Consider the following 24,846-nt stretch of genomic DNA (forward strand, 5'->3'; position numbering starts at 1 on the left):
CGGCCTTCGTTACTTATTTGCGAGTCAGGACCTTGCGGTAAGAGTCAGCGTCTTCCCAGAGTGCTAGGAACTCCTGCTGATTTTTGTAGACTCGGGCAAACCATTCGTTGTCGGTAGCCTGTTTTTCTGCCCAGGTCTTGGCGATTTCCTGGGCTTTAAACTGGACTTCAGGGTCCAGTTCGATAATTTCGTTGCCCTCTGCCACGTAGAACTTCATCGCCTTTGCATCTTCCTGCCCGATACGTAGCCAGCTGTTAAGAGTGGTCAGCTTTGCTGCAGTTTCGACGGCTTGCTTATCCTGGTCTGAAAGCGTGCCCCAGGCAGTCTTGTTTATGACCAACTCAAAAGGAGCTACAGGCTGATGAATGCCGGGGATGATCACGTACTTGGCAACTTTGTGGAAACCCGGTGAGATATTCTCCCAAGGTGTTCCCCATTCAGTTGCATCAATGGCTCCTCGCTCAAGCATGGGGTAAACATCTCCGCCAGGCGTTGTTACCGGGGCAGCGCCCAAGCTTGCTGACATCTCTAGCCAGGCTCCGGCAGTACGTAGCTTAAGGCCCTGGAGGTCTTCGAGAGTTTTGACGGGTTTGCGGGAGTGTAGGAATACCTCTGCCGTCCTGATGAATAGTGGAAAGGAGATAACGTCAAATTTCTCTTCCCGGAACTCACGCTGCAGTTCCACGCCACCACCCTGATAAAGCCAATGCAGCATTCGCTCGGAATCAGGACTACCTGCATAACCTCCAAACAGGACTGTTGTGCTGTCTTTACCCCAGTCGTAGCCCATCCAGGTGTGGCCCATCTCTGCAACCCCGTTTTTCACGGTTTCGGAGACCTTCAGGGCATTGCCTAGTGCGCCGCCTGTGAATACCTGGACCTTGATGCGGCCGTTGGAGAGCTGTTCGACGTTGTCGGCAAAAGCCTGGGCTCCGATCGTGGAGAGCGGGCCGCCGGCCCAGCCTGTTGCCATCTTGAAGTTATGAACCGGTTCCTCGGCTTGAGCGGTGTGTATGGCCGAGAACAAAGTGACTACCATCGCGATGATGGTAAATTTCTTCAGAGTGAGTTGGAGTGTTGCCATCTGCTCATGTCCTCTTCTGCCGTATATCGCGCGCACGCAATTTGGGCAGTATTGTTTTTGTTTAGACCAGTAGATCGATTGGAATCAATGGCCTGATGCCTGTTACGAGGTTGAAGGCAGAACGTCTGCCGGACTCCCCAGTTCAACGAATGCAATATTGCGTCGCTGGCAAATTGTCGCTCGCAGCCTAAAATCCGTGATAGCGACCATTAACCAATAGCATCGAATCTCGATATATACAAAAAATATATCTGTTGCTGTAATTTGGTTTTTTTCTCGCTAATACACAGCAATTGGGGCCGGTGGCTACTAACGCGGATGAGGGTTGAACAAGCGGTCATGGCGACAACGCGGGAATAGCGCAAGCATAACGGTTCGCGGGTGGGTCCTTAGACTGTGTGAGTTAAGCGGATTAGGGAAGCCGCGTGACAGAGTCATAAAGATGAACCAAATGCCCCGCCACCCAAGCGGGGTTCTGGGCCAGGATGTTGTGTAAGCCACCATCGAGGAGGACAAGCTCCGCACCCGGTATCGTATCGGCGATTAGCTGCCCGTGGCCGAGGGGGCATTGGTCATCGGCACTGCCATGTATTACCAGAGTTGGCAATTCGATGCTCGGCAGTACTGAGCGAAAATCAGTGCTGGTGACAGACAGCCAGGCCCCGGCGGCGGCCACTGGGGAGGCGCTTTCTTTCAGTGCCATGCGGCTGGCCCGAAGTTCGGCCTCTTTCGCTATCTCTTCGGCATTTTCGCCACTGAACCAATGGCATTCGTTGCCTTGAGAGGTTCCGCTTATCAGTACTAAAGCGCCGAGCCGGCTCGTGCCATAGCGCCTCAGGTACGCCAGGCTCACCAGCACCCCCATGCTCCAGCCCACCAGCAAGCATGGTCTTTTTAGCGCGTTTAACACGGCCGCCAGGTCGTCTGCGAAACAACCCACTGTGTAGGCCATAGGGTCGGTTGGCGCAACTGAGCCGCCGCGTCCGCGCAGATTGGGAGCGAGGGCGGGAATCCGATTGGGGAGATGCTTGAGTACCTCGTCCCAGGCTCGGGCTGAACCTTGGATACCGTGCAAAAGAACCATGGGCATGGCGTCTATGTCCGCGTCAGCAGTGCTCAGGCCAGTGAGTTGGCCGGCGGGTCCAGCAATGGGGAAAAAGGTCATGGGCGTTCCTCAAAAGTCAGGCCAAAGATGAAGTTTTAGGGCAGGTAAAAATTCGTTTTCCGTGGCGGTTTGGGATTGTGCTGACGAAGTTGCGCTCGCTTTAAAATGATAATATCCTTAATACACTACTGATATATCAATGGGGAAGCAACTATGCTTGATCGGCTTTTTTTGTCTGTACCATCTCGGATTATTGGAGGCTGGGGTTCGCGGAAAAAACTGGCTCCGCTGCTGCAGCGAATGGGCCACAAAGCGGCTCTTATTGTCACAGACCGGTTTTTCAGCCAACAGACGGCCCTTGTCAGCGAATTGCAGGCGTCGCTAACAGCTTCGGGCATCGAGAGCCTCGTTTTTGACGGAGGTATTCCAGATCCTACCGTTGAGGTATGCCTCGAAGCGCAGAGGGAGATCGAACAAAAGGGCTGGCGCGAGCGCATCGACCATGTAATCGCCTTGGGTGGAGGGAGCAACATTGATTTGGCCAAGGTGCTGTCAATTTTAATCAAGTATGGTGGAACGCCTCAGGACTACGTTGGCGAAGGTCGCATTCCGGGGCAGCCTCTACCTCTCGTTGCGATTCCCACGACGGCCGGGACCGGCTCCGAAATCACCGCAGGCGCGATTATTGTGGACAGCGCAAGCGCCACGAAGGTGGCGGTGATGTCTAATGACCTGCGCCCGGCCATAGCGCTGATCGACCCAGAATTGACTCTGAGCTGCCCGCCGAACGTCACTGCAGATGCCGGGCTGGATGCCTTGACCCATGCTCTGGAATCCTATCTCACACAGGATTCAACAGAGTTCGACCGAGGCAGTGACCCGGACCCGGTTTACGCGGGTTGCAACGAACTGACGCGGATGTTCGCTGCGGAATCCATACGGCTCTGCTTTGCCCATCTCAATACGGCTTATGTTAGCGGTACGGATCGTCCGGCCCGTGAAGCGATGGCGGCTGCAAGTCTTTACGCGGCGCTGTCATACGGCAGCGCCGGATTGAACGCAGTGCATGCCCTGGCGTATGCGCTTGCGGGCTTGACTCATGCTTCTCATGGGCGCACGAACGCGGTCTATCTACCCTACGTGCTGGATGCGCTGCGCGACATTCGGCGTGATGACCTCGCACACATAGCCCGCTCCATCGGCGAAACGGCGACAGACCCGGACGAACTTGCTCGGCGTCTGGTGATCCGCGCACGAAATCTGGTAGCCGAGTGTGGGGTTCCGGTTAGTCTGGCTGAGTTTGGCGTCAAGGAATCCCAGCTCCCAGGCCTCATCAAAAACGGTTTGGCTGTCACGCGCTTGACCAAGGCCTTTCCCATTCAACCAGCAGAAGCCGTTTATGAGCGCATCGTCAGAAATGCCTTTGCAGGAACGCTGGACGCGGAGCGAAAGATTTAATCCCCGTGGGGAAACGAGCCCAAAGCGATATTTTTATTACGCGAGCGGTCTGGGCCCGGTCGCAGTTGCGGCTCCAGCGCTGCGTTAACAAGCCAAAGGACGACAGTCCACTACTCTTGGTGCCCTGAGATTCAACAGAGTCATCGAGAGAGCGGGCCGGCCTGTGATCTCCTCATCCTTTGTCCCACTCTTTGTCCTTCAGACAACATTCCAGTGGCTGCTGCAATTGAAAATTTTCGAGACCTGCTTCAACAAGCCGCGTGCTTCTTTACATCACATCTTGCTGGTGGAGCCCGACTTTTGCTGCAGGTCGAAGATCGACGTGTAGCCGCCCGACCAATCCGGCGGCATTTGACAGGGGCGCGGGTCGTGGTGAGCCCAGCGTGCCCGTTTTCCGCGGAGAATGGCCTGATTGTAATTGGGTGTGGATATCGGGTTGTGAGTGTAGGGAAGGGCATCTGCCGATGACAAGGTTGTTAGAAATAGTGGCCGACCGCTGTTGCTCTTGTTTACTGCTGAGCCGTGGATGGTGCGGCAGTTATGAATAGTCACCGAACCTGCCGGCCCCGACAGGTACTGGGCATTTTCTGTGTCCAGTGTAGCCAGATCGGCTTTGTTCAAGTGACCAGTCCAATTCCCATGGTCGTCGTAAAGATCAAACAGAGGGAGCTTGTGGCTGCCAGGAATGACTCCTAACGGGCCCTGCTCAGGCGAGCAATCGTACAAATAGGTGCCTATGGTGAGAGGTGAGTAATTAGTGTGCGGCCAGAATTGGATATCCTGGTGCCACTTAACGTCCATTCCCCCAGAAGGCGCTTTGAAGTTGAGCTTGGTGTGGTGATACATCACATCGGGGCCCAGCAAGTCCGCGGCGATATCGCCCAGGAGCGACTCGGAAACATAACGCCAGTATGTGGCGTGGTGGTCCACCGGGCTGCTCAGGCGCCTCAATCGAGGTTGTTCGCTTGAGTGCCCCTTTTCCAGATCCCATATGGCGTCAGAGAGAGTCATTTGTCGGGTTTGCTCCACCACCTCATCCGTGGCATGGCGCAGCTTTTCTATCCATTCTTCGGGAATGATGCGCTCAAGCAGCAGGTAGCCATTCTCGAAGTAAAACTCTCGTTGTGCCTGTGTCAGTAAGCGTGGCGTTAGAGCCAGAATGTCTTCGGGAGCCATACGCAATTCTCCTTCTTCTATTTTTATGGATATGGGGCGCCGATCCGAATTCACTATGCGCCACGCGTGACCCAAGATTAATATATCAGACTGATGCTTCTCATGTGAAGATTCGTTCCCATCACTTCTCTTCCGGCTTTGCAGCTCTTTCGCAGGCACTGCGCAGTAAAAAGTAGGTCTATCGGTGCGCGATTTAAAAGGGCTTGCCATGACTTTACTTTTTATCTAATATATCAGTTGAATACAAAATATTGTCTGGGGTGCACGCATGAAGACATATAGAGGTGATCGAACTATTGACGGGCTTGAAGTGACTGTCGATGGGATTTCACTGGACCAGAACTTTGACTTAAAAGTGGTCTCCGAGGATGGTTTTGAGTGGGGATATGAGGGCGCGTCGCCTGCACAGCTCGCCCTGGCCATACTTGCGGACGTCAGGGGAAACGAGCATGCCCTGGCCAACTATGAGCTGTTCATGCGTGAGATTGTGGCTAACTTCAATAATGAGTGGGAGATGACAGCCGCAGATATTGATGAAGCACTTGAAAATATCGGAGCCAGGGCCTGAGTGGCAGGCAGTATACGCAACCGCGAAAAGCCAAGCGGTGCGATCAACGGCGGTACCTTCCAAATGAGGTATGAATGATGGAATTTCCAAATTCACAGATGAAAGATCGACAGCGGAACTACCGTGAGCTTTTTCGGAGCCGCCTGGCAGGCTGGTACAATGGGTGGCTGCACGTTGCCGTCATTTACATAATCGGCTTTACGGCGATCTATATCTATGTTGAAAACCTGAACGCGGTTCAGTGGTGGGAATGGCTAGCCATTCCTGTGGTCCTCCTCATATGTAACATCTTCGAGTGGTATCTGCATGCTCAGGTCATGCACCGGCCGCGCCGATCCCCTGGCCTCAAAGCGGTTTATACCCGACATACGCTGATGCACCACCAATTCTTTACGGAACACGAAATGCGGTTTTCCGACCATCGCGATTGGCGGGTGACGTTCTTTCCACCCTTCGCTTTGATCATCTTTATTCTAATCTCTATTCCCGGTGCCCTAATCGCGGCTTGGATACTGACACCGAACGTGGGGTGGCTAGTCATGGTGAGTACAACGAGCATGTATCTGTTGTATGAGTTCATGCACTTTTGCTGTCACGTGGAGGAGAACTGGTTCGTGCGTAATATGCCGTTTGTTAACACCATTCGCCGCCATCATACGGCACATCATGACCAGTCCATTATGATGGAACGCAACATGAACCTGACCTTTCCGATTGGAGACTGGCTGTTCGGGACGTCTGACCTTAACAGGGGGCTCCTGGGCCATCTTTTTAACGGTTATAGCACCAAATACGTTAAACAGAACATGCGCAAGACCTCGCGCACACCTCGGGGCAATCGCGCTGCGGCGGTGAAGGGCGGCTCTGCAGATGTCCAGACGATGTGAGCCTCGTTTGAACTGGAAGGGCAAGGGCTGCTTCTGTTACACCTACCAGGTCGCCTACAAAGTTGACTTGGTAGATGACGCAATTTTTAAAGGGGTGCCAGAGGCGGGGATTGGCCATGAATAAGGCACCCTATCTGGTGATGGGTCTTTATGCTCTGCCTACCTTCAGTGTGAGTGCCGCTTTGGTGGCGTTTGCAGGGTCGCCCAAGTCGTGGGTTGTTAGAGCCGAAGCGTCTTTTGGCTTTCCTTTTACTTCACTGAAGGAGAAGAACCATGCCTAACCGTATGAAGGCTATCCTCACCGTTCTGGTGATCATTGTCGCAGTCGTCTCTCATTTCTATCAAGCGTCTGCAGCTCAGGAAGTGACACAATGGTTGGTACTGGGGCTGGGCGCTTTTATGATCGCAACCCTGTGGTTATTTCCAGAGGCGGGTAATAAAGACAGTAAACGCTAATGTCCAATGTGTTTAGTTCGATCACCTGCCAAGCCCCAGAGCACAGAGCAGGCCGTTAAAAGTAACCGAATCAATCGCACGGGGTACCAGGATCGCAGTCAACGTCTGGGCGATCTACAATGGTGTCCTCTGACGTAACGCTAATTTCATGTCGATGAAATATATGTCAGTGTCGGCGGCGGTAATGTAAAGCGAGCTACGTCGCCCACTGCACTGCGCCACATTCTTTTGGAGGGAACTAGGTGCTAGAAAAGACGTTACACACGCCTGTGAGGACCACAGCAAGGAAGCATACCGGTACACTGACCGAGCAAGCTTATAAGGAAATGGAAGAGTTGATTGTGACCCTGCAACTCTCGCCTGGTGAGGTGCTGTCAGAAGCCTCGTTGACCGAACTGCTTGGCATTGGACGTACGCCTATCCGCGAGGCACTCCAACGGCTTGCTCTCGAAGGTCTGGTGGTTATTCTGCCCCGGCGCGGTATTTTTGTTTCAGAAGTAAATGTCCGAAGCCAACTGGAACTGTTGCGAGTGCGTCGGGAAGTCGAGCGCCTCATGGTAAGATTGGCGGCAGGTCGCGCCACTGCGCTAGAGCACGAGCAATTCATAGAGATAGCGGATGCTATGGTAAAGACCTCCTATAGCAACGACGACGTAGAGTTTATGCGTCTCGACCAGGAATTCAATTCCCTCATTTCCAGTACCTGTCGTAACGACTACGCCCGGAAAACCATGGGGCTGCTGCAAGGGCTCGCCCGGCGGTTCTGGTATCAACATTACAAAGAGGCTCTCGATCTGCCGCTGTGCGCGAGTCTGCATGCCAATCTTGCCCGCGCGATCGGTCGCGGAGATGGTGATGGCGCCGCCGAGGCCTCGGACAAACTCATTGACTATATTGAGCAGTTTGCACGAGCCACGGTGTAGCCAATCTTAACCGCGAGCTTCACTACATTCACCCACCAGCCTGACAGGCAGTTCAATAATGCGGACCATTTGCAATGAGCACGCCCGAGGAAATTGAGCGGGCATTGGAAGACTTTAGCAGCCCGCCGTTTCTAAACCGATTAACGTCCGAAAGAAAATCAGGGCAGTAAAAAGGCTTGGGATTGGATGCGCGGTCGCAGCCGGTCATAGCGTCCGCGTCGCGCTAATCTTCGAATGTCACGTTATACTTTTGAAGCAGCATTTTTTCTCGTTCGCCCTTCATCGATCGGCGTCCCTCATTCCAGATTTTTATGAGCTTCTGTCTTTTTGAGGCGGGCATTTGTCTTGAAAAGATCGGAATTTCAATCAGTTTCTTTTCTAAACCGGGGCGCACAATCTTAAGCTCATCATTCAGGTCCAGCCGATTTAAAGCATACTGAAGGACAAGTTCGTTATCTGCGTATAAGTCCACTCTGTTTTCTTTGATCATGTGAAAGACCCGATCAACCACATCATCGTAACCCGCAATCACCTCAACGAAGTTCAAGTTTTTTGGGTCATCGATATAGTTTTGATAGTCAACACTGACTGAGCTGTAGTCCCAGCCTGGCCCAGTTGCGATGCGCTTGCCTTTTATGGACTCAATCCCATTGTAGCGCCAAGAATCATCTCGTCTGACCACAAAGGCTGTTGTGTACGCAAACGTTGCTTCACTAGCATACACGAAGTAATGTTCTGAACTTTTTGAAAACAGGTACTCTGGCAACATATCGCAAAAACCCTCTGCCACCATATCCAGCCCCCTTGCCAGAGGAACTTCATAATATTCAAGGCTATAGCCTTTTTCTGTATATATTTGCTCTAGCATATCTATTACAACACCACGGTCAGAAGATTCTTCTGACGGAAATATTGTCATTGGGGCCCATTTGTCATAGCAAACCTTTAGTGTTTCAGCTTGACTAGAACTGGCCGCACTGGTTCCTGCTAACAACAACACTAGGAATAAATGACGGTGCATTTTTTCACTTTTCAACACGGTCACGGCCCTTATTTTTCGCACCATAAAGTTTCGTATCGGCGCGTTTGAATAATTCGTCAATTGAATGGTCTTCAGGCCCGGATGACTCAACGCCGAGGCTTACAGTGTAATTAATTGTTTTACCGTCAATTTCCAAAATTGAATTACTGATAGCTGTTCGCATTTTGTCGGCAAGCTGGAACGCCCCATCGATTCCCGTATCAGGAAGAAAGATTGCAAACTCTTCCCCGCCGAGTCTCCCGATAAGGTCCGAGTTTCTCAAAAAATCATAAATTGTTTGTGCGAAATGAATGAGTACTTTGTCACCGATAAAATGACCGTACGTATCGTTAATGACTTTAAAATGATCTAAATCCATCAATATAAAGGATGCGGGCGACGTTTGGCGTTGAGAAAGAACGAGCAGATGTTGCGCAGTTTCAAAGAAACTTCCCCGGTTTAATGTGCCTGTCAAAGAATCCCTTCTAGCTAGATTTTCAAGTTTCTTATTTAGTATCTGTAGTTCTTTTGTGCGCTTTGCAACGGCATTCTCTAGCCAGTTTCGCTTGGCTTGCTCGTCTTCTAATAGTCGTTCCCGATCCCGTTCTATGGCAGATAGCATGTTATTTATATGGTTTTGTAGCTGACCGAGTTCGTTATTCTCGATATTTGAAAGGTGAATTCGTTTATTCACGTTTTGTTTCAGTTGCACTTCATCCACTTGCGACATCAATTCTTTTAAGGGGATGGCCAGATAGCGATCTACAGCCCACACAAACAGCCAAAACAAAAAAGACAATTTTATGATCGCCGTAATTGCAATCAAAGAAAAACCGAACAAAACTCGATCTAAAACGACTTGTGATGATGAATAAAGTGTAAGTGACCCGAGAAATATCTCTTTCTCATTAAGCGACCAATACAAATCCGATTTTGTATCGAAAACCGACAGGGGGGCGGTGGCCGGAGTGTAGGATCTTTTGGAAAGCATATTCTTTGCGTACTTATCTAAAATATCGACACCCTCGATGACTGGCATTTTGACCAGACCGACGACGAGTGCCTCCAGCTGATTCTGATTGTATTGCCACAAACTCGTAGCAATAGGACCGCGGACGGTATCTTCCAACTGTTTCAATTCATTTATTATTGAATCTTGCGTTTTTAAATATTCAGTCAAGAACTGCATGCCTGTGATGAGGCAAGCGACGCCAAAATAGATGGAAAAAATAACGCGCATCAATTTTTGGGATAAATTTTTTGGACGAAGAAAACGTGCAAACACTAAATTACCCCTTCCCAAAAAATGGCACATTATTTTTAACCGTAGATGAGTCTGACACTTAATGGAATAGACTTCAGAATCTTCTGAACAACGGATAATTTTGCCGAGAACTCTTTCTTTGGTAGGAACTCATCGTGGGAGCAATCTGTATCAAGGTTGAGCCTTGATCTGAAGCGCGCCGCCACCAAAAAAACGACGAACGTGCCCTTCAACAGTTCCTTTGAGTTGTGCCTGCAACGTGTTGAAAAAATTTGATTATATTTAAAAATTCTTCTGGCCGGCTAACCATTGAAACAAAATTGTCATGATCGTGACCTATGCTGACCATGAACGTTTCGAGAGGTAGTTCAGGTTATGCGCCTTACCGTCCATCAGCGCTTAATAATGTTTTCTGGGTTTTGTTTAATAGCTCTTACCGGTCTGACATGGCTTTCTACGTCAGTGGTGCGGGAGGCTGAGGAGGCGACGGATCGACTCGTACGAGAGCAGATGTCGGATGTCTGGCTGCTTACGGATCTGGATCGCAGCCATCGCCAACTTAAGGACTTGTCCTACAAAATTAAAGCTCAGCTGCTGCTGTGGGGTGAGATCAATGCGCAGTTCGAAGAAACCTCGGTGGCGATCAAGGCGCAATGGCAGTCAGCTCTTGGCAATCCGCGCCTGCAAGGCTGGGCTGAGGAGAACATGGAGGCCCATCAGGCCGTTTTGAACCTGCTTGGGGCTCTGAAAGAACCTATCGATGAAGCCAGTTATTATTCGGCCGGTAAAGTGGTGGACTTTCAGCTTTATCAAGCCCTTGATCCTATGCTTGAAGACATTGATGCCCGGCGCATGGTTGGCCGCCAACAGGCGGAAGCAGGGTCTGCCGCGCTGGTCGAATTCCTCGAACAGCAACAACACTTGCTGGTTGGGGGATCCCTTTTTGTCTTGTTTGGTATCCTGCTATTAACCTACTGGCTACGCCGCACGGTAACTACAAGACTTCAGTTGATCGCGGAACGCCTCCGGTCCATGGAAGCAGCTTCAGACCTTTCCTCCCCGCTGCCGATTTCAGGGCGTGATGAAGTAACGGCTGTGGCGTTAGCAATCAACGGTCTGATCGAAAAATTCAAACTGTTCGTGGGGGATGTCACAGACGCTGCAGCTGCCTTACAGCAGCGTTCAGCCAATCTGGATGAGCAGGCCGATGCGGTTCAGGCCTCGTCATTACACAACACTCGCCAGATCCACGATGTGGTTTCATCAATGAAAGCCATTACCAAGAGCGCAAGCCAGATTGAACAATCAGCGCAGCATTCCCGAACGCAGGTCACTGGCGCTGTGGCAGGCAACGATGATGTTCAGAACCAGCTGCGCGAGAGTGAGCGTGCCGCTGAACATGCGATTGAGGTCATTAATCGCGTGGCAGGAGCGATTGAGGTCCTTCACGGTTCCAGTAAAAAGATCGAACAGGTGATTGGCGTGATCGCAGACATCGCTGAGCAGACCAACCTGCTGGCCCTGAACGCAGCGATTGAGGCGGCCCGCGCTGGAGAGCAGGGCCGGGGTTTCGCCGTTGTGGCCGATGAAGTACGAAGCCTGTCCCGTCGCACGGGTGAATCTACCAATCAGGTGCGTCAGTGGGTTAGCGAGCTTGTCACCCAGGTTAATCGTGCCAACGGCTTACTGGATGAGACCCGGGCAGCCGGTGGCACTAACCGGGAGACGTTGGGAACACTCAAGACCCATCTGGTGGCACTTAAACAAACCTTTGATTATCTCAGCCACTTTACCACTGAAGTAGACGAGGCAGTGCACGTTCAAAGGGACGAGATTGGTCGGGTGGGGCGGCGCGCGGATGCGCTGGGAGAAAGCTCTCAGGGTCTGGAGCAGCATATCGGTCACACTAAAACGGTGAGCGATCAGTTGCGTGGGCAGTCAGAATCGCTGCGAGCCCTGATTTCTCGTTTCCAGATTCAAGGGGGCGTAACACAGAATGACAGCCTGTGACCAAGCGAGAGAGCTACAGCGCATTATTGATCAGCAGCTTATTTCAACGATGTTTCAACCCATTGTTGACTGCCAGAAAGGAACTGTTCTTGGCTATGAGGTACTCAGCCGGGGACCTTCGGACAGCCCGCTTCACGGGGCTCCTGCATTGTTTCAGGCAGGAGAGCAATGCAAGCAGGTGATCAGCCTGGAGCAGGCGTGTCTGCTGGAAGCCGGGCAAAGCTGCATTCGCCACGGAGTCAGCCACTTGGTTTTCGTGAATGTTTCACCGGGGCTGCTGCTACCGAAAGCGTTTGCGGAGGATCGCTTACAGTCTTTGTTGGCGACCAACGGCCTCAAGCCGGAAAACGTCGTTATTGAATTATCCGAGCGTTATCCGGCGGATAACCCGGAGGCGCTAAAGGCTCGATTGACTGCGTTGAAGAAACGTGGTTTCCGGGTTGCGATAGACGACCTGGGAACGGGTTACTCCGGGTTAAAACTCTGGTCTGAAATTCAGCCGGATTTTGTCAAAATTGACCGGCATTTTATTCGCGATGTTGATCGAGACCTGGTAAAAAAAGAATTCGTTCGGTCTGTTATTAACCTCTGTGAGCGGCTGGGGTGCCGGCTGATTGCAGAAGGCGTTGAGACGATTGCTGAGCTGACGCTGCTGCGCTCAATGGGAATCCATCTGATTCAGGGCTTTCTGTTGGGCCGCCCCAATCCGTTCCCTACCGCCGAATTGTCGGCACTGGACAATCCGGCGCCCATTAGTGGGGGGCAGGCGACTTCCGATGCGGGATACCTGGGGCGCTACATCGTGCCACTTGCTCCAACGGCGTCACTGGGCGAGGCCTGGCAGGTCCTGCAATCTTCGCCCTCAATATTTGCGTTGCCCGTGGTGGATAATGACCGGCCTCTCGGTCTGCTGCATAAATGGCGCGTGATGGAAGTTTTCAGCTCTACCTATGGTCGTGCACTCAATGAGACAAAGCCGGTGTCTAGTTTGACAGCCTACGATGCGCTTGTTGTCGAACACGACGAATCTCTGGAAGCGGTCAGTCAGTCGCTTTTAGAGGACGACCTTCATTACCTCAAACAGCATTTCATTGTGACTAGGAATGGCCATTACATAGGGCTGGGTTCAACCCGGTCTCTGCTTCGCATGATGACCCGGAGCCGGGTGGAGCAGGCGAGACATGCCAATCCTCTTACTCAGTTGCCGGGAAATGTTCTGATTCAGCAGGAAGCCGTTCACCGGCTTCAGCAAAACAACCCGTTCACCTGCATTTATTTCGATATTGACCACTTCAAGCCCTTTAACGATCTGTTGGGCTATAGCAAAGGTGATGAGGTCATTTTGTCGTTGGCACGACAACTGTGCACGGTTTTTAATGGGGATAGTGAGTGGGTTGGCCACATTGGCGGGGATGATTTTGTGGTGTTCAGCGACCGGCTTGAAATCCGAAAACGCTGCGAAGAAGTGCAACAGCTTTTTGCCTTAGAGGCGTCGACGCGGTATCCGGAAGCGATACGTCAGGCGGGCTTCATAACGGGTGAAGATCGTGATGGCCTGCCAAGGCAGTTCCCCCTCGTGGCTCTCTCGGCAGGAATCGTTGTTGCAGATAGCCGGGCATTTGGTTCTGCAGCAGATCTGGCAGCGACTGCAGCGGTTGCCAAGTCCAAGGCCAAGAAAGCAGTGAGCGGGATCCAGATTGTGAGTAATATTGCGGCTCTAAACGAGATGTCTGATGATCATAAAACGGCTCTTTTAGCCTGATGCGGTATCAAAAAAGGCACAGAACACGTTGAATGATGCCCAGCGCTTGATCGCTCGGTTGGTTAGGCTGAACGACCCCTCTGAACTCACAGCCATTTGCGTGCTTCTGTGATCACTGTGTTCATCCTGTTGTGCGTCGGTATCTCACGCCTTAGCGCAAGGTACAGGGTTTCGCTAACCGGATTGGGAAGCTGGTGAGTTCTGACAAGCTGACGCTCCTGAAAGGCCTCAACCGCATGAGCCGGCAATACGGTAAAGCCCAAACCCAAGCTCACGGGCTCCAGAATCAGGCCGATCTGATTTGAGAACCCCTTTTTTTCAAATAAATTGCTGTGTTGAAACTCGGGGTAATTAGCCCCTAGCAGCATTTCAGCATGATGAGCGCCATCCGGATGATCTATAAACCCGAGTTCCATTAATACTTCCCATTTCGGCTTTGAAATGCGGGCAGGCGTTACCAGCAACAGTGATTCCGTCGCAATCGGCTGGCAGCTCACTTCTGCCAGAGCCGACGTGCTGGTCATAAAACCAATGTCGACGGCGTAGTCAGCAATCGCATTTTCGACATCGGCGTTCGGTGCAAACCGGTAGTCAATAACAAGCTTTGGGTGTTGGTGCTGCAAGGCAAGAAGGTGACGATAGAGTTTTAAACCCACGCTCCCGGGGGACATCACCCGAACCAAGCCTTCATACGCCGGATCTTCACGTATGCGCAGCTCCAGGCTTGATAGGGCCATGATGATATTTTTTGCTTCCGCATAAAGCCGTTCGCCGGCATCCGTCAGTGCAAACCGCTTGCCTTGTCGAACAAGCAGCGCTAGTCCAAGTTGCTCCTCCAGTTTTCGTACCTGTTGACTAACCCCTGATTGGGTCATGTGCAGGCGTTCGGCCGTACGTGTGAAATGGCCAACTTCAACAAGGGTGCAGAAACTGCGTAACCATGTGGTGTTAATCATTACAATCCATTTTCATAATCATCATGAATGATAATTTCACGTAATCAAAAAATGATTGTAGCCTTTCTCCACGTTAAAAAAAGGAGGAAAAGCCATGAGTAATGTTTATCCCAGAAATTTTTCGCACATCGGTATTTCGGTTCCCGACCTTGAAGGTGCGGTCAAATTTTATACCGAGGTTATGGGTTGGTATCTCATCATGGAACCGACTGAAATCGTTGAAGATGACAGTGCGATCGGCGAAATGTGCACCGAGGTGTTTGGTAAGGGCTGGGGAAGTTTCCGTATCGCCCACATGTCCACCGGTGACCGGATCGGCGTGGAAGTGTTCCAGTTCAAAAATCAGGTGAACCCGGAGAATAACTTTGAGTACTGGAAAACCGGCATTTTTCACTTCTGCGTGCAAGATCCAAATCTTGAAGAGTTGGCTGATCGCATTGTCGCGTCCGGTGGTAAAAAACGCATGAAAGAGCCGCGCTATTATTATCCCGGTGAGAAGCCGTATCGCATGATTTATATGGAAGACCCGTTCGGAAACATTGTGGAAATCTACAGCCACAGCTACGAGCTGATCTACAGCGACGGCGCCTACTGACGCGTTCCGGTTGAAACGGCTCGACTGGCTTTAGGGCGACAGTCGGGCGTTTCTACAACGTGTTACCGGCAGCCAATAATCTGATTGACGAGGTCGGTGAGTTCGGCTGCAACCAGGTCTGGAAGGGGTACGCCAGGGGCCGTGAGAATTGCGTTGTTGGGACGGGTGACAAATGCACCGCGGCAACCGGCGGCCTGAGCGCCTATGGTGTCCCAAAGGTGACAGGCGACCAGGCACAAGTCTGATGTCTCGACAGACAACGCCTTCGCGACCAGGCGATAGGTTTCAGGGGCGGGTTTGAATTTACCGGTCTCCTCGATGCTGAAGGTTCGCTCAAAAAAGTGATTCAATCCCGCCTTTTCCAACGGGGTGGGTGAAGCGCCGCTGGCCGAGTTGGTCAGGGTTACCAATCTGAAACCTGCATCGATCAACCGCGTAAGAGCTGGAATAGCGTCCGGATGCGCCGGCATTGTACTCATCCGCTTTTTCAACTCCGCGATATCGTCATCCCCAATGTCCACCTTGTGAATGTCGGCGGTCATCCGCAGTGCGCCCACGCCAAGCTCTCCAAAGGGTGTATAAAGACCGGACAACGTCATTGTCTGTGAATACAGAACCAATGCTGAAAACCACTCCCTTAACACTTGACGGTCGCCAAACACGCGATTGAATAAAGGCTCCAGGGTTGTTATGTCGAGAAGTGTTTCATTCACATCAAATACGATAATGGATGGGGGTTTTCGGTCAGACATGAGCATCCTCTTTGGTTATAGGCAATGTGTGTGTACCGATACCACTGAGTCTGACTGAGTCTGACTGATTATAAAATACCGCATTTCTTAGAATGCGTTCTGCTAGTGAGCTTGAGAATCAATGTGACGCGAAACTGCGCCAATGATATGGCTTGGTCACATACGCGAAACTTTGCGATTTCGGATTATGGAGCTAAAGTGAGGAATGAAACTTGTGGATGATAAGGCGTCACGTTTCAGTTTGTAAAGTGGTAGGCTGAAAACAGGATTTGAACCACGCAGGTGTCAGCGAGGGGCGTATAAATGAATCTTGAAAAGCAACGTTGTCCTTATTGCGGTGAGCAACTTCTGTGTATTCAACGCTCTGATCCGGCGGAGTATTTTATACACTGCAACGGTTGTTGTGCCCGCGGCCCTCGCGGTCTCTCCAAAGAAAACCTCACTATATTACCTCGCTTGTTGGAAGAAAACCTGCTGCGGACGGTGATTGACGAATCGCCAGACATTGTATTTGTGAAGAATCGGCGCGGTGAATTTTTGCTTTGTAATCAGTTATCAGCGCGTTTTTATGATTCCACGCCAGAGCAAATGCTTGGTAAAACCGACGCCGATTTCAATGATGACCATAGTCAGGTCCTTTTTGTTCAGAAAAACATCCAAGAAGTGATAAGTGCTGGCCGAGTGCAGGTGGTGGAAGAGGCATCAACGAACAGGGCAACCGGCGAAGTCCGCTATTTTCAGTCGATTAAAAAGCCACTGAAGGGCCCCGACGGCAGTGATCGTGTTCTGGTGATCGCTCATGATATTACCGAGCTCAAACTGGCGTATCAGATAATTGAAGAAAAGGAAAAGCGGTATTCTTACGCGATGGATGCTGCTGGCGAAGGCATTTGGGACTGGGATATAGAGCATAACGTGGTGCGGCACAACATGAAGTGGTGCCAGTTGTTGCAACTTGACGATACCTTGTTAACTCACGATATGGCGGTTCTCGGGAAATTAATTCATGCGGATGACATCGCCAGCATGATGAGTGCGTTGAATACGGCGCTTGAGGGTACTGGCTATTACAGCTCTGAGCACAGAATGGTACGCCCGGATGATAGTGAAATCTGGGTTCACGATCGTGGTCGGGTTGTTGAACAAAACGCGGAGGGCAAGCCTCTTCGTATGGTGGGGAGCATCACCGATATAACGAGCCGCAAAGTGTTCGAGCGGCGTCTTGCTGAAACCAATCGCCGCATTGAGCGCAGCAAAGAGCAGCTGGAGGGGCAAGTCTTTGAGCGCACCGCGGCGCTGGCGCGTTTGAATCAGGAGCTTGAGGAGCTGGCCAAGCGTGACATGCTGACCGGTGTTGGTAATCGACTGCGGTTAGATGATTGGCTTGTCGCACAACCTGAGGGCAATGCTTGCGTATTAGTGATGCTGGATGTTGACCACTTTAAGCAGGTCAACGATCGTTACGGTCACAAAGTGGGCGACGAGGTGCTGCAGAGTATTGCTCAGAGTCTTGTGCTGAGTGTGCGACGCGATGATTTGGTGATTCGCTGGGGTGGTGAAGAGTTTCTGATCGTGTTGAGTCCGACTGATATAAATCAGGCGGTCTTGATTGCGGAAAATTTGCGGTTAAGAGTCAGTGGTCTGAACGCACTGCCGGATGGCAGTAAGGTAACCGTCAGTCTGGGCGTGGCTGGGGGTTTGTGTCGCGAGTTTGATCGCGTATTGGTAGAGGCGGATAGCGCTATGTACGTGGCCAAGCAAGCAGGTCGCAACCGGGTAATGGCAGCCCCACTAGCCCCGGAAGCGATTCCTTAAGCACTAATCATAATCGCTGGTTAATGAAGCTTTTGCTCTGTATCAATTCATGGCCAGTCAAGCATCTGTGCGTTCGCAGCTTAAGAATTCAGACGTTGCCAACCACTCGGGATCCGGATAATAGGTAAACAGATACTGGTTTTCTTTCAGACTATCTATCAGTTTGATGGCGACTTCCTGGCGAACCGCAGGGCAGCCGTGGCTTCGCCCCAAACGCCCGGTTTGTTCTATAAAGTTCTCGCTGACGTAATCGGCACCGTGAATCACGATGGCCCGCTGGTAGGCCAGATCGTTTACGCCTGCCTCCAATCCTTTCAGGCGCAATGAGTAGCCGTTGCGGCCGTAATAACTGTTGAGCGTGCGAAACAGGCCAATACTGGATTGATAGCTTTCCGGGATGTTGGAAAATGACTCGGCCTCGGCATTGCCCGAGCCCCGGCCATGGGATACAAGCTCTTTAAACAGCAGTTTTTGGTGTTTCAGGTCAAACACCCAGAGCCGTTGCTCAGTGGATGGCAATGAAAAATCGATGACGGCAAGCCTCTCGGCATCGGGTTGGGCGCAGCCCAGTGCACGTGCCGCCAGGCGCAAGACTTGTGGGTTGGCTTTTGGTGCCAGCTTTGCCAGTGTGTTGTTGAGGCGAGTTTGCTGGGCTGTAGACGTTGCGCTATTGAACGTTGCGCTATCAGAGGTCGCTTTATTTACGGGTTTGTCGGAATTGGCGGCCATCGCATTGTGGCCCCCCAGAATTATTTGACTACACAGAGCCGCACCGAGCAGCCAACGGTTTAAACGTATCATCGGCATCCAGAAAATCCGTATTAAAGGCAGGACTTTACCTGACGTTAAACTGTCTTACTGGTAAAGGCGGATCATGCTGTCACTATGAAAGCGGATCATCCGGTTTTCCGCAAGGTGCGTAATTATAGCGTTAGAGGTTGAAATAGCCAGGTTTTCTCTGGCACATGGAGGTACTGTATGCTAGGGCGTCATGCGCTAAGCCGCGTTTTGCTGATGCTTGTATTGTGGCTGGGAGTTGCCTGTCACAGCGTGGCGGTGCTGGAAATCAGCGAGCCAGACCAAGATTTAGCGGCTTACCTATCGGTTGAAACTGAAGATTTGCGTGCTTTTTACGCGGCTAGAGACGGTCGGTTTGTGTGGCAGCACAGTGAATCGGTTGCAGCTTTTGCTGCCGCACTCAATACCCTGCAAAGTGATGGCCTGAATGTAGCCGACTATCAACCCGGCGCCATTATGGCGCGTTATCGTCAACTGCAGACACCTTACACAACAGCCAGTGATCGCTTGCGCTTTGAACTGTCGGTGAGCAGAATCCTGCTGACCGCGTTGACGCACCTGCAGCGAGGCAAGGTGGACCCGTATCAGATTGATCCGCAGTGGGAAATACCGGTTATGGCGCATGCACTGGATTATCAGGGGATTTCCGAGGCGGTAGATGCGCAGCGTTTTGAACAGGCGTTTTCTCTGGCACGGCCGTACGCTGCGCCCTACCAGCGTTTGCGTGCAGGGCTGGCGTACTATCGCAATATCCAGATGGAGGGCGGCTGGCCCCAGTTACCGCAACGGAGTCAGTTACTAAGGCCGGGCGATGTCGATGCCGATGTCCCTCTGCTGCGCCAGCGATTGGCGATGACAGGAGGCCTGGGCCTACAAAACGCCAAGCCCGCTGTTCAGCTCGAAGAACAGACTGCGATTCTTCTTGAATACGATGAAGCCATGGTAGAGGCCGTGCGTCTTTTTCAGCGACACCACTTGCTGGAGGCGGACGGTATAGTGGGTCAACAAACACGAAACGCGTTTAATGTGTCTGTTGACGAGCGCATTAACCAGATTCGAACCAATCTGGAGCGCGCTCGTTGGTTGTTACACGGCGAAGCCAGCGCCTTTATCCTGGTGGATATCGCCGGTTATCGCATCAGCTATTTTCGCCCCAACGGTGAAATCTGGCGTTCGCGAATTGTGGTGGGCCAGCCCTACCGCAGCACGCCGTCGCTGCGCTCCGAGATCACACACTTGACCGTTAATCCGACGTGGACAGTGCCACCGACCATTTATCGGGAGGACTCGCTGCCAAAAATTCGAGACGACATCGGCTATTTGTATCGGCAGAACATGAGCGTGCTTAATCTTCGGGGGCAGCGCCTCGATCCGCAACAGATCGACTGGCGGAATCCCGGTGGCATTATGCTGCGCCAGGGCCCGGGCCCGATGAACGCACTCGGGAATTTGGTTCTGCGTTTTCCCAACAACCACCTGGTGTATTTGCACGATACGCCGGTGCAGGCTCTGTTTGGGCTCCAGCAGCGGGCGTTCAGCTCGGGCTGCATTCGGGTACAAGGCATAACGGAGTTGGCACAATTGCTGTTTGACGACACCGACACGGCTGCGGATGTGAATGCATTAATAGCGACTGGAAACACTCGCAATATTAACCTGCGGCGCACGATGCCGGTCATACTGCATTATTGGACGGTGCACCCGGGCGAAGACGGCGAGCTGGTGTTCCGCCCGGATATTTATCAAAAAGATGCCACATTGCAAAAAGCGCTCGACCAACCTTTGGAATCGCAGGGCTGGTTCGAGTTTACTCATTGGACGCCAGATGAGTCCGAATCAGGTCTGCCAACTGACGTGCCGGTTCCGATGGCCGACCACTAGAGCGATGCAGGGCGATTTCAACGGATTGTAATGCCGGCATGCCGCTGCGCTCGTCAATCACCCGCAGTTGGTCAGTTAGCATATTGCGGGTTACCACAACCACCGCCAAACCAGCCACGACAACCGGTAAAAGGCCGGTCATGGATTGGCTGGAGTAGGCCATGCGCCAGCTCCGGCCTGCAGAGGCCAGCGACGCTTCAGCAACATCACGAAACACGTCTGCGCCGGGCGAATAAAGCGCCAGCGGTATCGGGTCGGCCAATGAGGGCTGCGCGGTGGCGCCAACGGCCCATACCAGTGGTTCGCGGCGAATCACTTCACCGCCCGGTGAACGCACCTGGCGCGTTACCACCGCCATATCCAGATCGCCATCCTGTACCTGCTTCACCAGATCAACGCTGGAGCGGCAAATAACCTGTAACTGAATCGCCGGATACCGCTGACTGAAGTGCGATAACACGGACGTCAGCAGAAAGGCGTAATCCTCCGGAATACCCAGGCTCAGCTCGCCGGAGACCTGTCGGCGTTGAACGTCGTCCACCGCTTCGCTGTTTAGCACCAGCATTTTTCGCGCGTACCCCACCAGTTTTTGCCCCTCGGCCGTCAGACGAATTTTACGACCTGCGGGTTCATGCAGGGCAACGTCCAATGATGCTTCCAGCCGGCGCAGCTGCATGCTCACAGCCGATTGTGTGTAAGCCAGGCGTTCAGCCGCCGCGGTCACGCTGCCGGCGTCGGCAATCGCGACCAGCGTGTGCAACATGTTCAAATCCAGAATGCGCCGTCTCAAATCATCAATTCCTGTTAGGTTATCAATCAAAAAATGTCAATTTTGTGATGTGTTGAAAGTGTATAGGGTTAGACCCTGTCTTGCTAATTCAGCAGCGTTGAGGAGTACTAACGGTGAGTCGCCATACCATTGCCTTACACCAACCGCTTTATCTCAGCGTTTTTGCAGCGCTTGTCGCTGTTGTCCTGTGGGCGATCGCGCCGCTGCTGGTGGATATCGCAAGTGCGGTGCCGCCGTTTCGGCTGGCAACAATTGCTCTGCTCAGTGGCGCTGTGGCAGCGTTGCCCATGACGTTGCGCAAACGCAAAAAAGCGCGAACGGATGTCAGGCAGGTAACGCTGCCGCTCAAGTGGAAACTGGTGATTTACGGATTGGTGCCGGCGCTGATTTTTGGCGCTGTGGTCGGTTATCTGGCGGGCATGGGCAAAGCGCCCGCTGCCGAGGCCGCATTGATTACTTACACCTGGCCGATACTGTTTATTGTGCTTAGCCAGTGGCTGTTTCACCGACGCATTCCATTGCCGGTCATCGTCGGGGCCGGTATTGCATTTTGTGGCGCAGCGGTTTTGATATCACCCGAGTCGCTGGGGGCAGGCGCTAGCGACCACTATGCCGGTTATGCACTGGCACTGCTGGCCGCTTGTTGCTGGGCAGTGTATTCGTGGATTTGTCAAGCGGCGCCGGTAGCGGTTGCACCTTTGATGCCATTGCTGTTTTTGGTTGCAGGCGCAGGCGCGGCAACCGCTGACACCTTGGCTGGAAGCACACCGGGAATGCCTTCCGGTAGCGCTTTGCTGGCCGGCATCGCTCTTGGCTTTGGGCCTTATGGGCTTGCTATGGTGGCTTGGGACCTGGCTTTGCGCACCGGGCCTACGGCGTTGATTGGCAGCTTGGCTTATGCGGTGCCGGTATTAGCCGCGGTGCTTTTGGTCGTTGCGGGTATTGCCGCTCCAGATTGGCGTTTACCGGTGGCGGCGTTACTGGTAGTGGCCGGCTCGGTGGTGGCGTCTATGAAATCTGGCCGCCAACAACCGGCCTCCAATTAATCCTATTGTTTGATGGCTTCAAAACCAAAGCGCAGGGCAACGTCGTCGCCCACCATGTCGCCATCAAGGCCGTAGGTCATACCCCATTCGCTGCGTTTCAGGTTGGTTTCGGCGCTGATGCCCAAGGTATATTCCTCGTGCCCGAACGGATAAACCGCAGATTTGTTGAGCGTTACGTTTAACACAACCGGATTGGTTTGCCCGAGCATAGCCAAGTCCCCGGTGACCTGGCCGGTGTTATCGCCGGTGGTGTTGAAATCGGTCACGGTGAAAATGATGTCGGAGTGCTTGGAACTGTCGAGGAAGTCTTTGCTAGTGACATGCTCGTCGCGCTTTTTGTGATTGGTGAATACGCTGTTGCTTTTGAATATCAGCTTGCCGGAACTGAGCTCACGGGTTTTCTCGTCGTAAACAAATTCCCCCTCTATCTCGCGGAACATACCCATCACCGGGGCGTAGCCGATGTGCATGATTTCAAACACTATCGAAAAGTGCTCGTCATCGACCTTGAAGTTGGTCGGCTCGGCGTTAACAAGCGGGGCTGAAGCCAAACAAACAGGCACTAGAACAGCGGTAGCAATTCGGCGCAAGGATAGGACAGCGATTCCGGAAGTACGGTTTTTCTCAGTGTGTGTCATGTTGTTCTCTCCGTTGATAGAGCCAATATACGTCTAGGAAAAACGACCAGGTTAACAGTAACAGCGCCGTTGCCAGCGACACGCTGACGAGCAGGGAAGGCGCTGGCGGCACAATCGCCACCATTAGCGTGACAATCTGCCATACGCAGACTGTCTTGCGGCGGAAGCTCGGCGGCAGCGGCTGGTTTATCCAGGGCAGAATCCAGGCAGCCACTACAAATCCATAGCGCATCAGGCCCAGTGCCATTACCCAGGCGCCAGCTTTGCCAATGGCGAAAACCATCAGGCACAGGCCGAGAATTAATAGTGCGTCCAGTTCCATATCGAATCTGGCGCCGAACTCACTGGTGCTGTGGGTGCGCCGCGCCAACTGACCGTCTACGCCGTCCAGTATCAGTGCCAACAATGCCGCAACGGCATACCACCAAAGGCGGTTAACCGACAGTTCAGCACCTGCGGCCACAGCGCAGGCAATGGCCACCAATACAATGATCACGCAACCGCGCAGCAGAGTTGCCCGGTTGGCCCAGCCAAAATTTTGGTGTCGCGGCCAGCGTGTTAGAACACTCGTCATAATGGCGGCATAAAGAATGATGGTTACCGTGGTGGCCAGTGTGGCTGCAGCAGCCTGGGTTGAGGCAACAGGCGGAATCACCAGTGCACATAAAACCGCCAGCACAACGGCACTCCACAACAGGTCCATCCATGGCGCAAGGCCTTGCACCCGAGGTGCTGAATTCATCAGTGAACTCCGTTAATAATTCTGTAGACTGTTTGGCATTTAGTATAGACACAAGGAGTATTGGATGAGTTCCACAAATGATGGCTCATCGCACGCTGCGACACGGGCATTCTGGACGACCGCCGCTGGCGAAGGGAAAATACTGGACACGGCTTTGAGTGACCCGCCAGGCATGAGTGCGGCCACTACCGACACTGAGGTAACCGTGCAATCGTTGTACTCCGGTGTCAGCCGTGGCACCGAATCTCTGGTATTTCATGGCCGAGTGCCTGCCAGCGAGCACCAGAGTATGCGCGCACCTTTTCAGCAGGGAGATTTCCCTTGGCCCGTTAAATACGGCTACGCCAATGTTGGCCGAGTTGTCAGTGGCCCCGAGGGACTAGCCGGCAAGACGGTATTTTGTCTGTACCCACATCAACAACGTTATAAAGTGCCTGCTTCGGCTGTAACGCCTTTGCCGCCGGGGTTACCTGCCGCTCGTGCAATATTGGCAGCCAATATGGAGACCGCTGTAAATGGCCTCTGGGATGCCATGCCTGGCGTGGGCGACCGCATTGCGGTGGTGGGTTTGGGTGTTGTTGGCCTGCTGGTAGCCTGGTTAGCCAGCCGCATACCCGGAACCCACGTCATCGCTCTGGACACCAACTCTGGTCGCGAGGCGGTGGCGCGTAAGCTGGGCCTGAACTTCGCCAGCCAAAGCAGCTTTGATGATTTTGACCTGGTGATTCACGCCAGCGGCCAAAGTGCCGGCTTGGCGACAGCCCTTGGCCTGGCTGGTCTGGAAGCAACGGTGGTGGAAATGAGCTGGTACGGCGACCAGCCCGTCAACGCACCCCTGGGCGCGGCCTTTCATCCCCGCCGCCTGACCCTGAAATCCAGCCAGGTGGGAGGGATTAGCCCGCTCCGCCAGCCGCGCTGGGATTATCGCCGGCGCCTGATACTCGCTCTGGACTTGCTGCAAGATCCGGTGTTAGACGCTCTGATCAGCGCAGAAACCTCGTTCGAGCAAATGCCGCAAACCATGGCGCAAATTCTTGCCCCGGGTGATGATACTTTATGCCATCGAATTCGTTATTAGTCATAGCCCTTTATAGGGAGCTCTGCACAGAAGCTTACTCA

Annotated in this window: 24 protein-coding genes; 13 read left to right on the forward strand and 11 right to left on the reverse strand. The window is 52.7% G+C overall.

The window, feature by feature from the left end; translation table 11 throughout:
- Positions 1-13: 13 nt before the first annotated feature.
- Positions 14-1,084, reverse strand: a complete 1,071-nt coding sequence (gene dctP, locus MRBBS_RS08535) for a TRAP transporter substrate-binding protein DctP (protein WP_014871068.1) — start codon at positions 1,082-1,084, stop codon at positions 14-16.
- Positions 1,085-1,496: 412 nt separating this feature from the next.
- Entirely contained in the window at positions 1,497-2,249 is a 753-nt protein-coding gene (locus MRBBS_RS18645) for an alpha/beta fold hydrolase (protein WP_014871069.1), read from the reverse strand.
- Positions 2,250-2,402: 153 nt separating this feature from the next.
- Between MRBBS_RS18645 and MRBBS_RS08545 the strand changes: the two genes are divergently transcribed.
- Entirely contained in the window at positions 2,403-3,647 is a 1,245-nt protein-coding gene (locus tag MRBBS_RS08545) for an iron-containing alcohol dehydrogenase (RefSeq protein ID WP_014871070.1), read from the forward strand.
- Between the two features lie 273 nt (positions 3,648-3,920).
- Here the strand turns inward: MRBBS_RS08545 and MRBBS_RS08550 are convergent, their stop codons facing one another.
- The gene (locus MRBBS_RS08550; RefSeq protein ID WP_014871071.1) at positions 3,921-4,823 is read right to left on the reverse strand and encodes a phytanoyl-CoA dioxygenase family protein; all 903 of its coding nucleotides are present in this window, start codon (positions 4,821-4,823) and stop codon (positions 3,921-3,923) included.
- A 268-nt stretch (positions 4,824-5,091) separates the two neighbouring features.
- Between MRBBS_RS08550 and MRBBS_RS08555 the strand changes: the two genes are divergently transcribed.
- The 5 genes from MRBBS_RS08555 (at position 5,092) to MRBBS_RS08570 (ending at position 7,657) form a co-directional block, all read left to right on the forward strand.
- Positions 5,092-5,391, forward strand: coding sequence for a DUF6166 domain-containing protein (locus tag MRBBS_RS08555; protein ID WP_041635182.1), 300 nt, complete (start codon positions 5,092-5,094; stop codon positions 5,389-5,391).
- Between the two features lie 74 nt (positions 5,392-5,465).
- Complete coding sequence (locus MRBBS_RS08560) at positions 5,466-6,278, forward strand: sterol desaturase family protein (protein WP_050996617.1); 813 nt, start codon at positions 5,466-5,468, stop codon at positions 6,276-6,278.
- A gap of 116 nt (positions 6,279-6,394) precedes the next feature.
- Positions 6,395-6,559: a hypothetical protein gene (locus MRBBS_RS19645; protein WP_014871074.1), complete on the forward strand. Its 165-nt coding sequence runs from the start codon at positions 6,395-6,397 to the stop codon at positions 6,557-6,559.
- Positions 6,552-6,734: a hypothetical protein gene (locus MRBBS_RS08565; RefSeq protein ID WP_014871075.1), complete on the forward strand. Its 183-nt coding sequence runs from the start codon at positions 6,552-6,554 to the stop codon at positions 6,732-6,734. The genes MRBBS_RS19645 and MRBBS_RS08565 overlap by 8 nt, the downstream gene beginning before the upstream one ends.
- A gap of 269 nt (positions 6,735-7,003) precedes the next feature.
- Positions 7,004-7,657 carry a GntR family transcriptional regulator gene (locus MRBBS_RS08570; RefSeq protein ID WP_201764336.1) on the forward strand — a complete coding sequence of 218 codons (654 nt, stop codon included), beginning with the start codon at positions 7,004-7,006 and terminating at the stop codon, positions 7,655-7,657.
- Positions 7,658-7,880: 223 nt separating this feature from the next.
- On the opposite strand, the gene MRBBS_RS08575 is transcribed toward MRBBS_RS08570, so the two are convergent.
- Together MRBBS_RS08575 and MRBBS_RS08580 are read right to left on the reverse strand one after the other, a co-directional pair.
- Positions 7,881-8,696, reverse strand: coding sequence for a substrate-binding periplasmic protein (locus MRBBS_RS08575; protein ID WP_227497605.1), 816 nt, complete (start codon positions 8,694-8,696; stop codon positions 7,881-7,883).
- On the reverse strand, positions 8,683-9,963 hold the full coding sequence (locus tag MRBBS_RS08580) for a diguanylate cyclase (protein WP_187290781.1): 1,281 nt from the start codon (positions 9,961-9,963) through the stop codon (positions 8,683-8,685). Before MRBBS_RS08580 ends, MRBBS_RS08575 begins: the two co-directional genes overlap by 14 nt.
- Positions 9,964-10,452: 489 nt before the next feature.
- Here MRBBS_RS08580 and MRBBS_RS08585 point away from each other — a divergent pair, with 489 nt between their 5' ends.
- Both MRBBS_RS08585 and MRBBS_RS08590 read left to right on the forward strand, forming a co-directional pair.
- Positions 10,453-11,952, forward strand: coding sequence for a methyl-accepting chemotaxis protein (locus MRBBS_RS08585; RefSeq protein ID WP_014871079.1), 1,500 nt, complete (start codon positions 10,453-10,455; stop codon positions 11,950-11,952).
- On the forward strand, positions 11,939-13,714 hold the full coding sequence (locus tag MRBBS_RS08590; RefSeq protein WP_014871080.1) for a bifunctional diguanylate cyclase/phosphodiesterase: 1,776 nt from the start codon (positions 11,939-11,941) through the stop codon (positions 13,712-13,714). Before MRBBS_RS08585 ends, MRBBS_RS08590 begins: the two co-directional genes overlap by 14 nt.
- 86 nt (positions 13,715-13,800) lie before the next feature.
- Here MRBBS_RS08590 and MRBBS_RS08595 read toward each other — a convergent pair whose 3' ends face one another.
- Positions 13,801-14,670: a LysR family transcriptional regulator gene (locus tag MRBBS_RS08595; RefSeq protein WP_014871081.1), complete on the reverse strand. Its 870-nt coding sequence runs from the start codon at positions 14,668-14,670 to the stop codon at positions 13,801-13,803.
- A 94-nt stretch (positions 14,671-14,764) separates the two neighbouring features.
- Here MRBBS_RS08595 and MRBBS_RS08600 point away from each other — a divergent pair, with 94 nt between their 5' ends.
- The gene (locus tag MRBBS_RS08600) at positions 14,765-15,265 is read left to right on the forward strand and encodes a lactoylglutathione lyase family protein (RefSeq protein WP_014871082.1); all 501 of its coding nucleotides are present in this window, start codon (positions 14,765-14,767) and stop codon (positions 15,263-15,265) included.
- 62 nt (positions 15,266-15,327) lie between these two features.
- Here MRBBS_RS08600 and MRBBS_RS08605 read toward each other — a convergent pair whose 3' ends face one another.
- Entirely contained in the window at positions 15,328-16,017 is a 690-nt protein-coding gene (locus MRBBS_RS08605; protein ID WP_041635184.1) for a haloacid dehalogenase type II, read from the reverse strand.
- 303 nt (positions 16,018-16,320) lie between these two features.
- Here MRBBS_RS08605 and MRBBS_RS08610 point away from each other — a divergent pair, with 303 nt between their 5' ends.
- A complete protein-coding gene (locus MRBBS_RS08610; RefSeq protein WP_014871083.1) occupies positions 16,321-17,832 on the forward strand; it encodes a diguanylate cyclase in 1,512 nt (503 codons plus the stop codon).
- 57 nt (positions 17,833-17,889) lie between these two features.
- Here the strand turns inward: MRBBS_RS08610 and MRBBS_RS08615 are convergent, their stop codons facing one another.
- Positions 17,890-18,639: a murein L,D-transpeptidase catalytic domain family protein gene (locus MRBBS_RS08615; protein ID WP_014871084.1), complete on the reverse strand. Its 750-nt coding sequence runs from the start codon at positions 18,637-18,639 to the stop codon at positions 17,890-17,892.
- Positions 18,640-18,810: 171 nt separating this feature from the next.
- Here MRBBS_RS08615 and MRBBS_RS08620 point away from each other — a divergent pair, with 171 nt between their 5' ends.
- Positions 18,811-20,511 carry a L,D-transpeptidase family protein gene (locus MRBBS_RS08620; protein WP_014871085.1) on the forward strand — a complete coding sequence of 567 codons (1,701 nt, stop codon included), beginning with the start codon at positions 18,811-18,813 and terminating at the stop codon, positions 20,509-20,511.
- On the opposite strand, the gene MRBBS_RS08625 is transcribed toward MRBBS_RS08620, so the two are convergent.
- A complete protein-coding gene (locus MRBBS_RS08625; protein WP_041635185.1) occupies positions 20,438-21,301 on the reverse strand; it encodes a LysR substrate-binding domain-containing protein in 864 nt (287 codons plus the stop codon). The genes MRBBS_RS08620 and MRBBS_RS08625 overlap by 74 nt on opposite strands.
- Before the next feature lie 113 nt (positions 21,302-21,414).
- Between MRBBS_RS08625 and MRBBS_RS08630 the strand changes: the two genes are divergently transcribed.
- Entirely contained in the window at positions 21,415-22,347 is a 933-nt protein-coding gene (locus MRBBS_RS08630) for a DMT family transporter (RefSeq protein ID WP_014871086.1), read from the forward strand.
- A gap of 2 nt (positions 22,348-22,349) precedes the next feature.
- On the opposite strand, the gene MRBBS_RS08635 is transcribed toward MRBBS_RS08630, so the two are convergent.
- Both MRBBS_RS08635 and MRBBS_RS08640 read right to left on the reverse strand, forming a co-directional pair.
- A complete protein-coding gene (locus MRBBS_RS08635) occupies positions 22,350-22,985 on the reverse strand; it encodes a YceI family protein (protein ID WP_014871087.1) in 636 nt (211 codons plus the stop codon).
- Positions 22,972-23,727, reverse strand: a complete 756-nt coding sequence (locus tag MRBBS_RS08640) for a CDP-alcohol phosphatidyltransferase family protein (RefSeq protein ID WP_014871088.1) — start codon at positions 23,725-23,727, stop codon at positions 22,972-22,974. The genes MRBBS_RS08635 and MRBBS_RS08640 overlap by 14 nt, the downstream gene beginning before the upstream one ends.
- Before the next feature lie 64 nt (positions 23,728-23,791).
- Here MRBBS_RS08640 and MRBBS_RS08645 point away from each other — a divergent pair, with 64 nt between their 5' ends.
- A complete protein-coding gene (locus tag MRBBS_RS08645) occupies positions 23,792-24,805 on the forward strand; it encodes a zinc-dependent alcohol dehydrogenase (protein ID WP_014871089.1) in 1,014 nt (337 codons plus the stop codon).
- The last annotated feature ends 41 nt before the right edge of the window (positions 24,806-24,846 follow it).

The sequence above is a fragment of the Marinobacter sp. BSs20148 genome (genome assembly GCF_000283275.1).
In the GTDB taxonomy this organism is placed as follows: domain Bacteria; phylum Pseudomonadota; class Gammaproteobacteria; order Pseudomonadales; family Oleiphilaceae; genus Marinobacter; species Marinobacter psychrophilus.

What these genes read in the sequence shown, in the direction of transcription:
- MRBBS_RS08645 (WP_014871089.1), top strand. Translation starts at nt 23,792, where the DNA reads ATGAGTTCCACAAATGATGGCTCATCGCACGCTGCGACACGGGCATTC.
- MRBBS_RS08595 (WP_014871081.1), bottom strand. Translation starts at nt 14,670, where the DNA reads ATGATTAACACCACATGGTTACGCAGTTTCTGCACCCTTGTTGAAGTT.
- dctP (WP_014871068.1), bottom strand. Translation starts at nt 1,084, where the DNA reads ATGGCAACACTCCAACTCACTCTGAAGAAATTTACCATCATCGCGATG.
- MRBBS_RS08565 (WP_014871075.1), top strand. Translation starts at nt 6,552, where the DNA reads ATGCCTAACCGTATGAAGGCTATCCTCACCGTTCTGGTGATCATTGTC.
- MRBBS_RS08640 (WP_014871088.1), bottom strand. Translation starts at nt 23,727, where the DNA reads ATGAATTCAGCACCTCGGGTGCAAGGCCTTGCGCCATGGATGGACCTG.
- MRBBS_RS08620 (WP_014871085.1), top strand. Translation starts at nt 18,811, where the DNA reads ATGCTAGGGCGTCATGCGCTAAGCCGCGTTTTGCTGATGCTTGTATTG.
- MRBBS_RS08550 (WP_014871071.1), bottom strand. Translation starts at nt 4,823, where the DNA reads ATGGCTCCCGAAGACATTCTGGCTCTAACGCCACGCTTACTGACACAG.
- MRBBS_RS08600 (WP_014871082.1), top strand. Translation starts at nt 14,765, where the DNA reads ATGAGTAATGTTTATCCCAGAAATTTTTCGCACATCGGTATTTCGGTT.
- MRBBS_RS08590 (WP_014871080.1), top strand. Translation starts at nt 11,939, where the DNA reads ATGACAGCCTGTGACCAAGCGAGAGAGCTACAGCGCATTATTGATCAG.
- MRBBS_RS08615 (WP_014871084.1), bottom strand. Translation starts at nt 18,639, where the DNA reads ATGCCGATGATACGTTTAAACCGTTGGCTGCTCGGTGCGGCTCTGTGT.
- MRBBS_RS08635 (WP_014871087.1), bottom strand. Translation starts at nt 22,985, where the DNA reads ATGACACACACTGAGAAAAACCGTACTTCCGGAATCGCTGTCCTATCC.
- MRBBS_RS08545 (WP_014871070.1), top strand. Translation starts at nt 2,403, where the DNA reads ATGCTTGATCGGCTTTTTTTGTCTGTACCATCTCGGATTATTGGAGGC.
- MRBBS_RS19645 (WP_014871074.1), top strand. Translation starts at nt 6,395, where the DNA reads ATGAATAAGGCACCCTATCTGGTGATGGGTCTTTATGCTCTGCCTACC.
- MRBBS_RS18645 (WP_014871069.1), bottom strand. Translation starts at nt 2,249, where the DNA reads ATGACCTTTTTCCCCATTGCTGGACCCGCCGGCCAACTCACTGGCCTG.
- MRBBS_RS08585 (WP_014871079.1), top strand. Translation starts at nt 10,453, where the DNA reads ATGTCGGATGTCTGGCTGCTTACGGATCTGGATCGCAGCCATCGCCAA.
- MRBBS_RS08605 (WP_041635184.1), bottom strand. Translation starts at nt 16,017, where the DNA reads ATGTCTGACCGAAAACCCCCATCCATTATCGTATTTGATGTGAATGAA.
- MRBBS_RS08610 (WP_014871083.1), top strand. Translation starts at nt 16,321, where the DNA reads ATGAATCTTGAAAAGCAACGTTGTCCTTATTGCGGTGAGCAACTTCTG.
- MRBBS_RS08555 (WP_041635182.1), top strand. Translation starts at nt 5,092, where the DNA reads ATGAAGACATATAGAGGTGATCGAACTATTGACGGGCTTGAAGTGACT.
- MRBBS_RS08560 (WP_050996617.1), top strand. Translation starts at nt 5,466, where the DNA reads ATGATGGAATTTCCAAATTCACAGATGAAAGATCGACAGCGGAACTAC.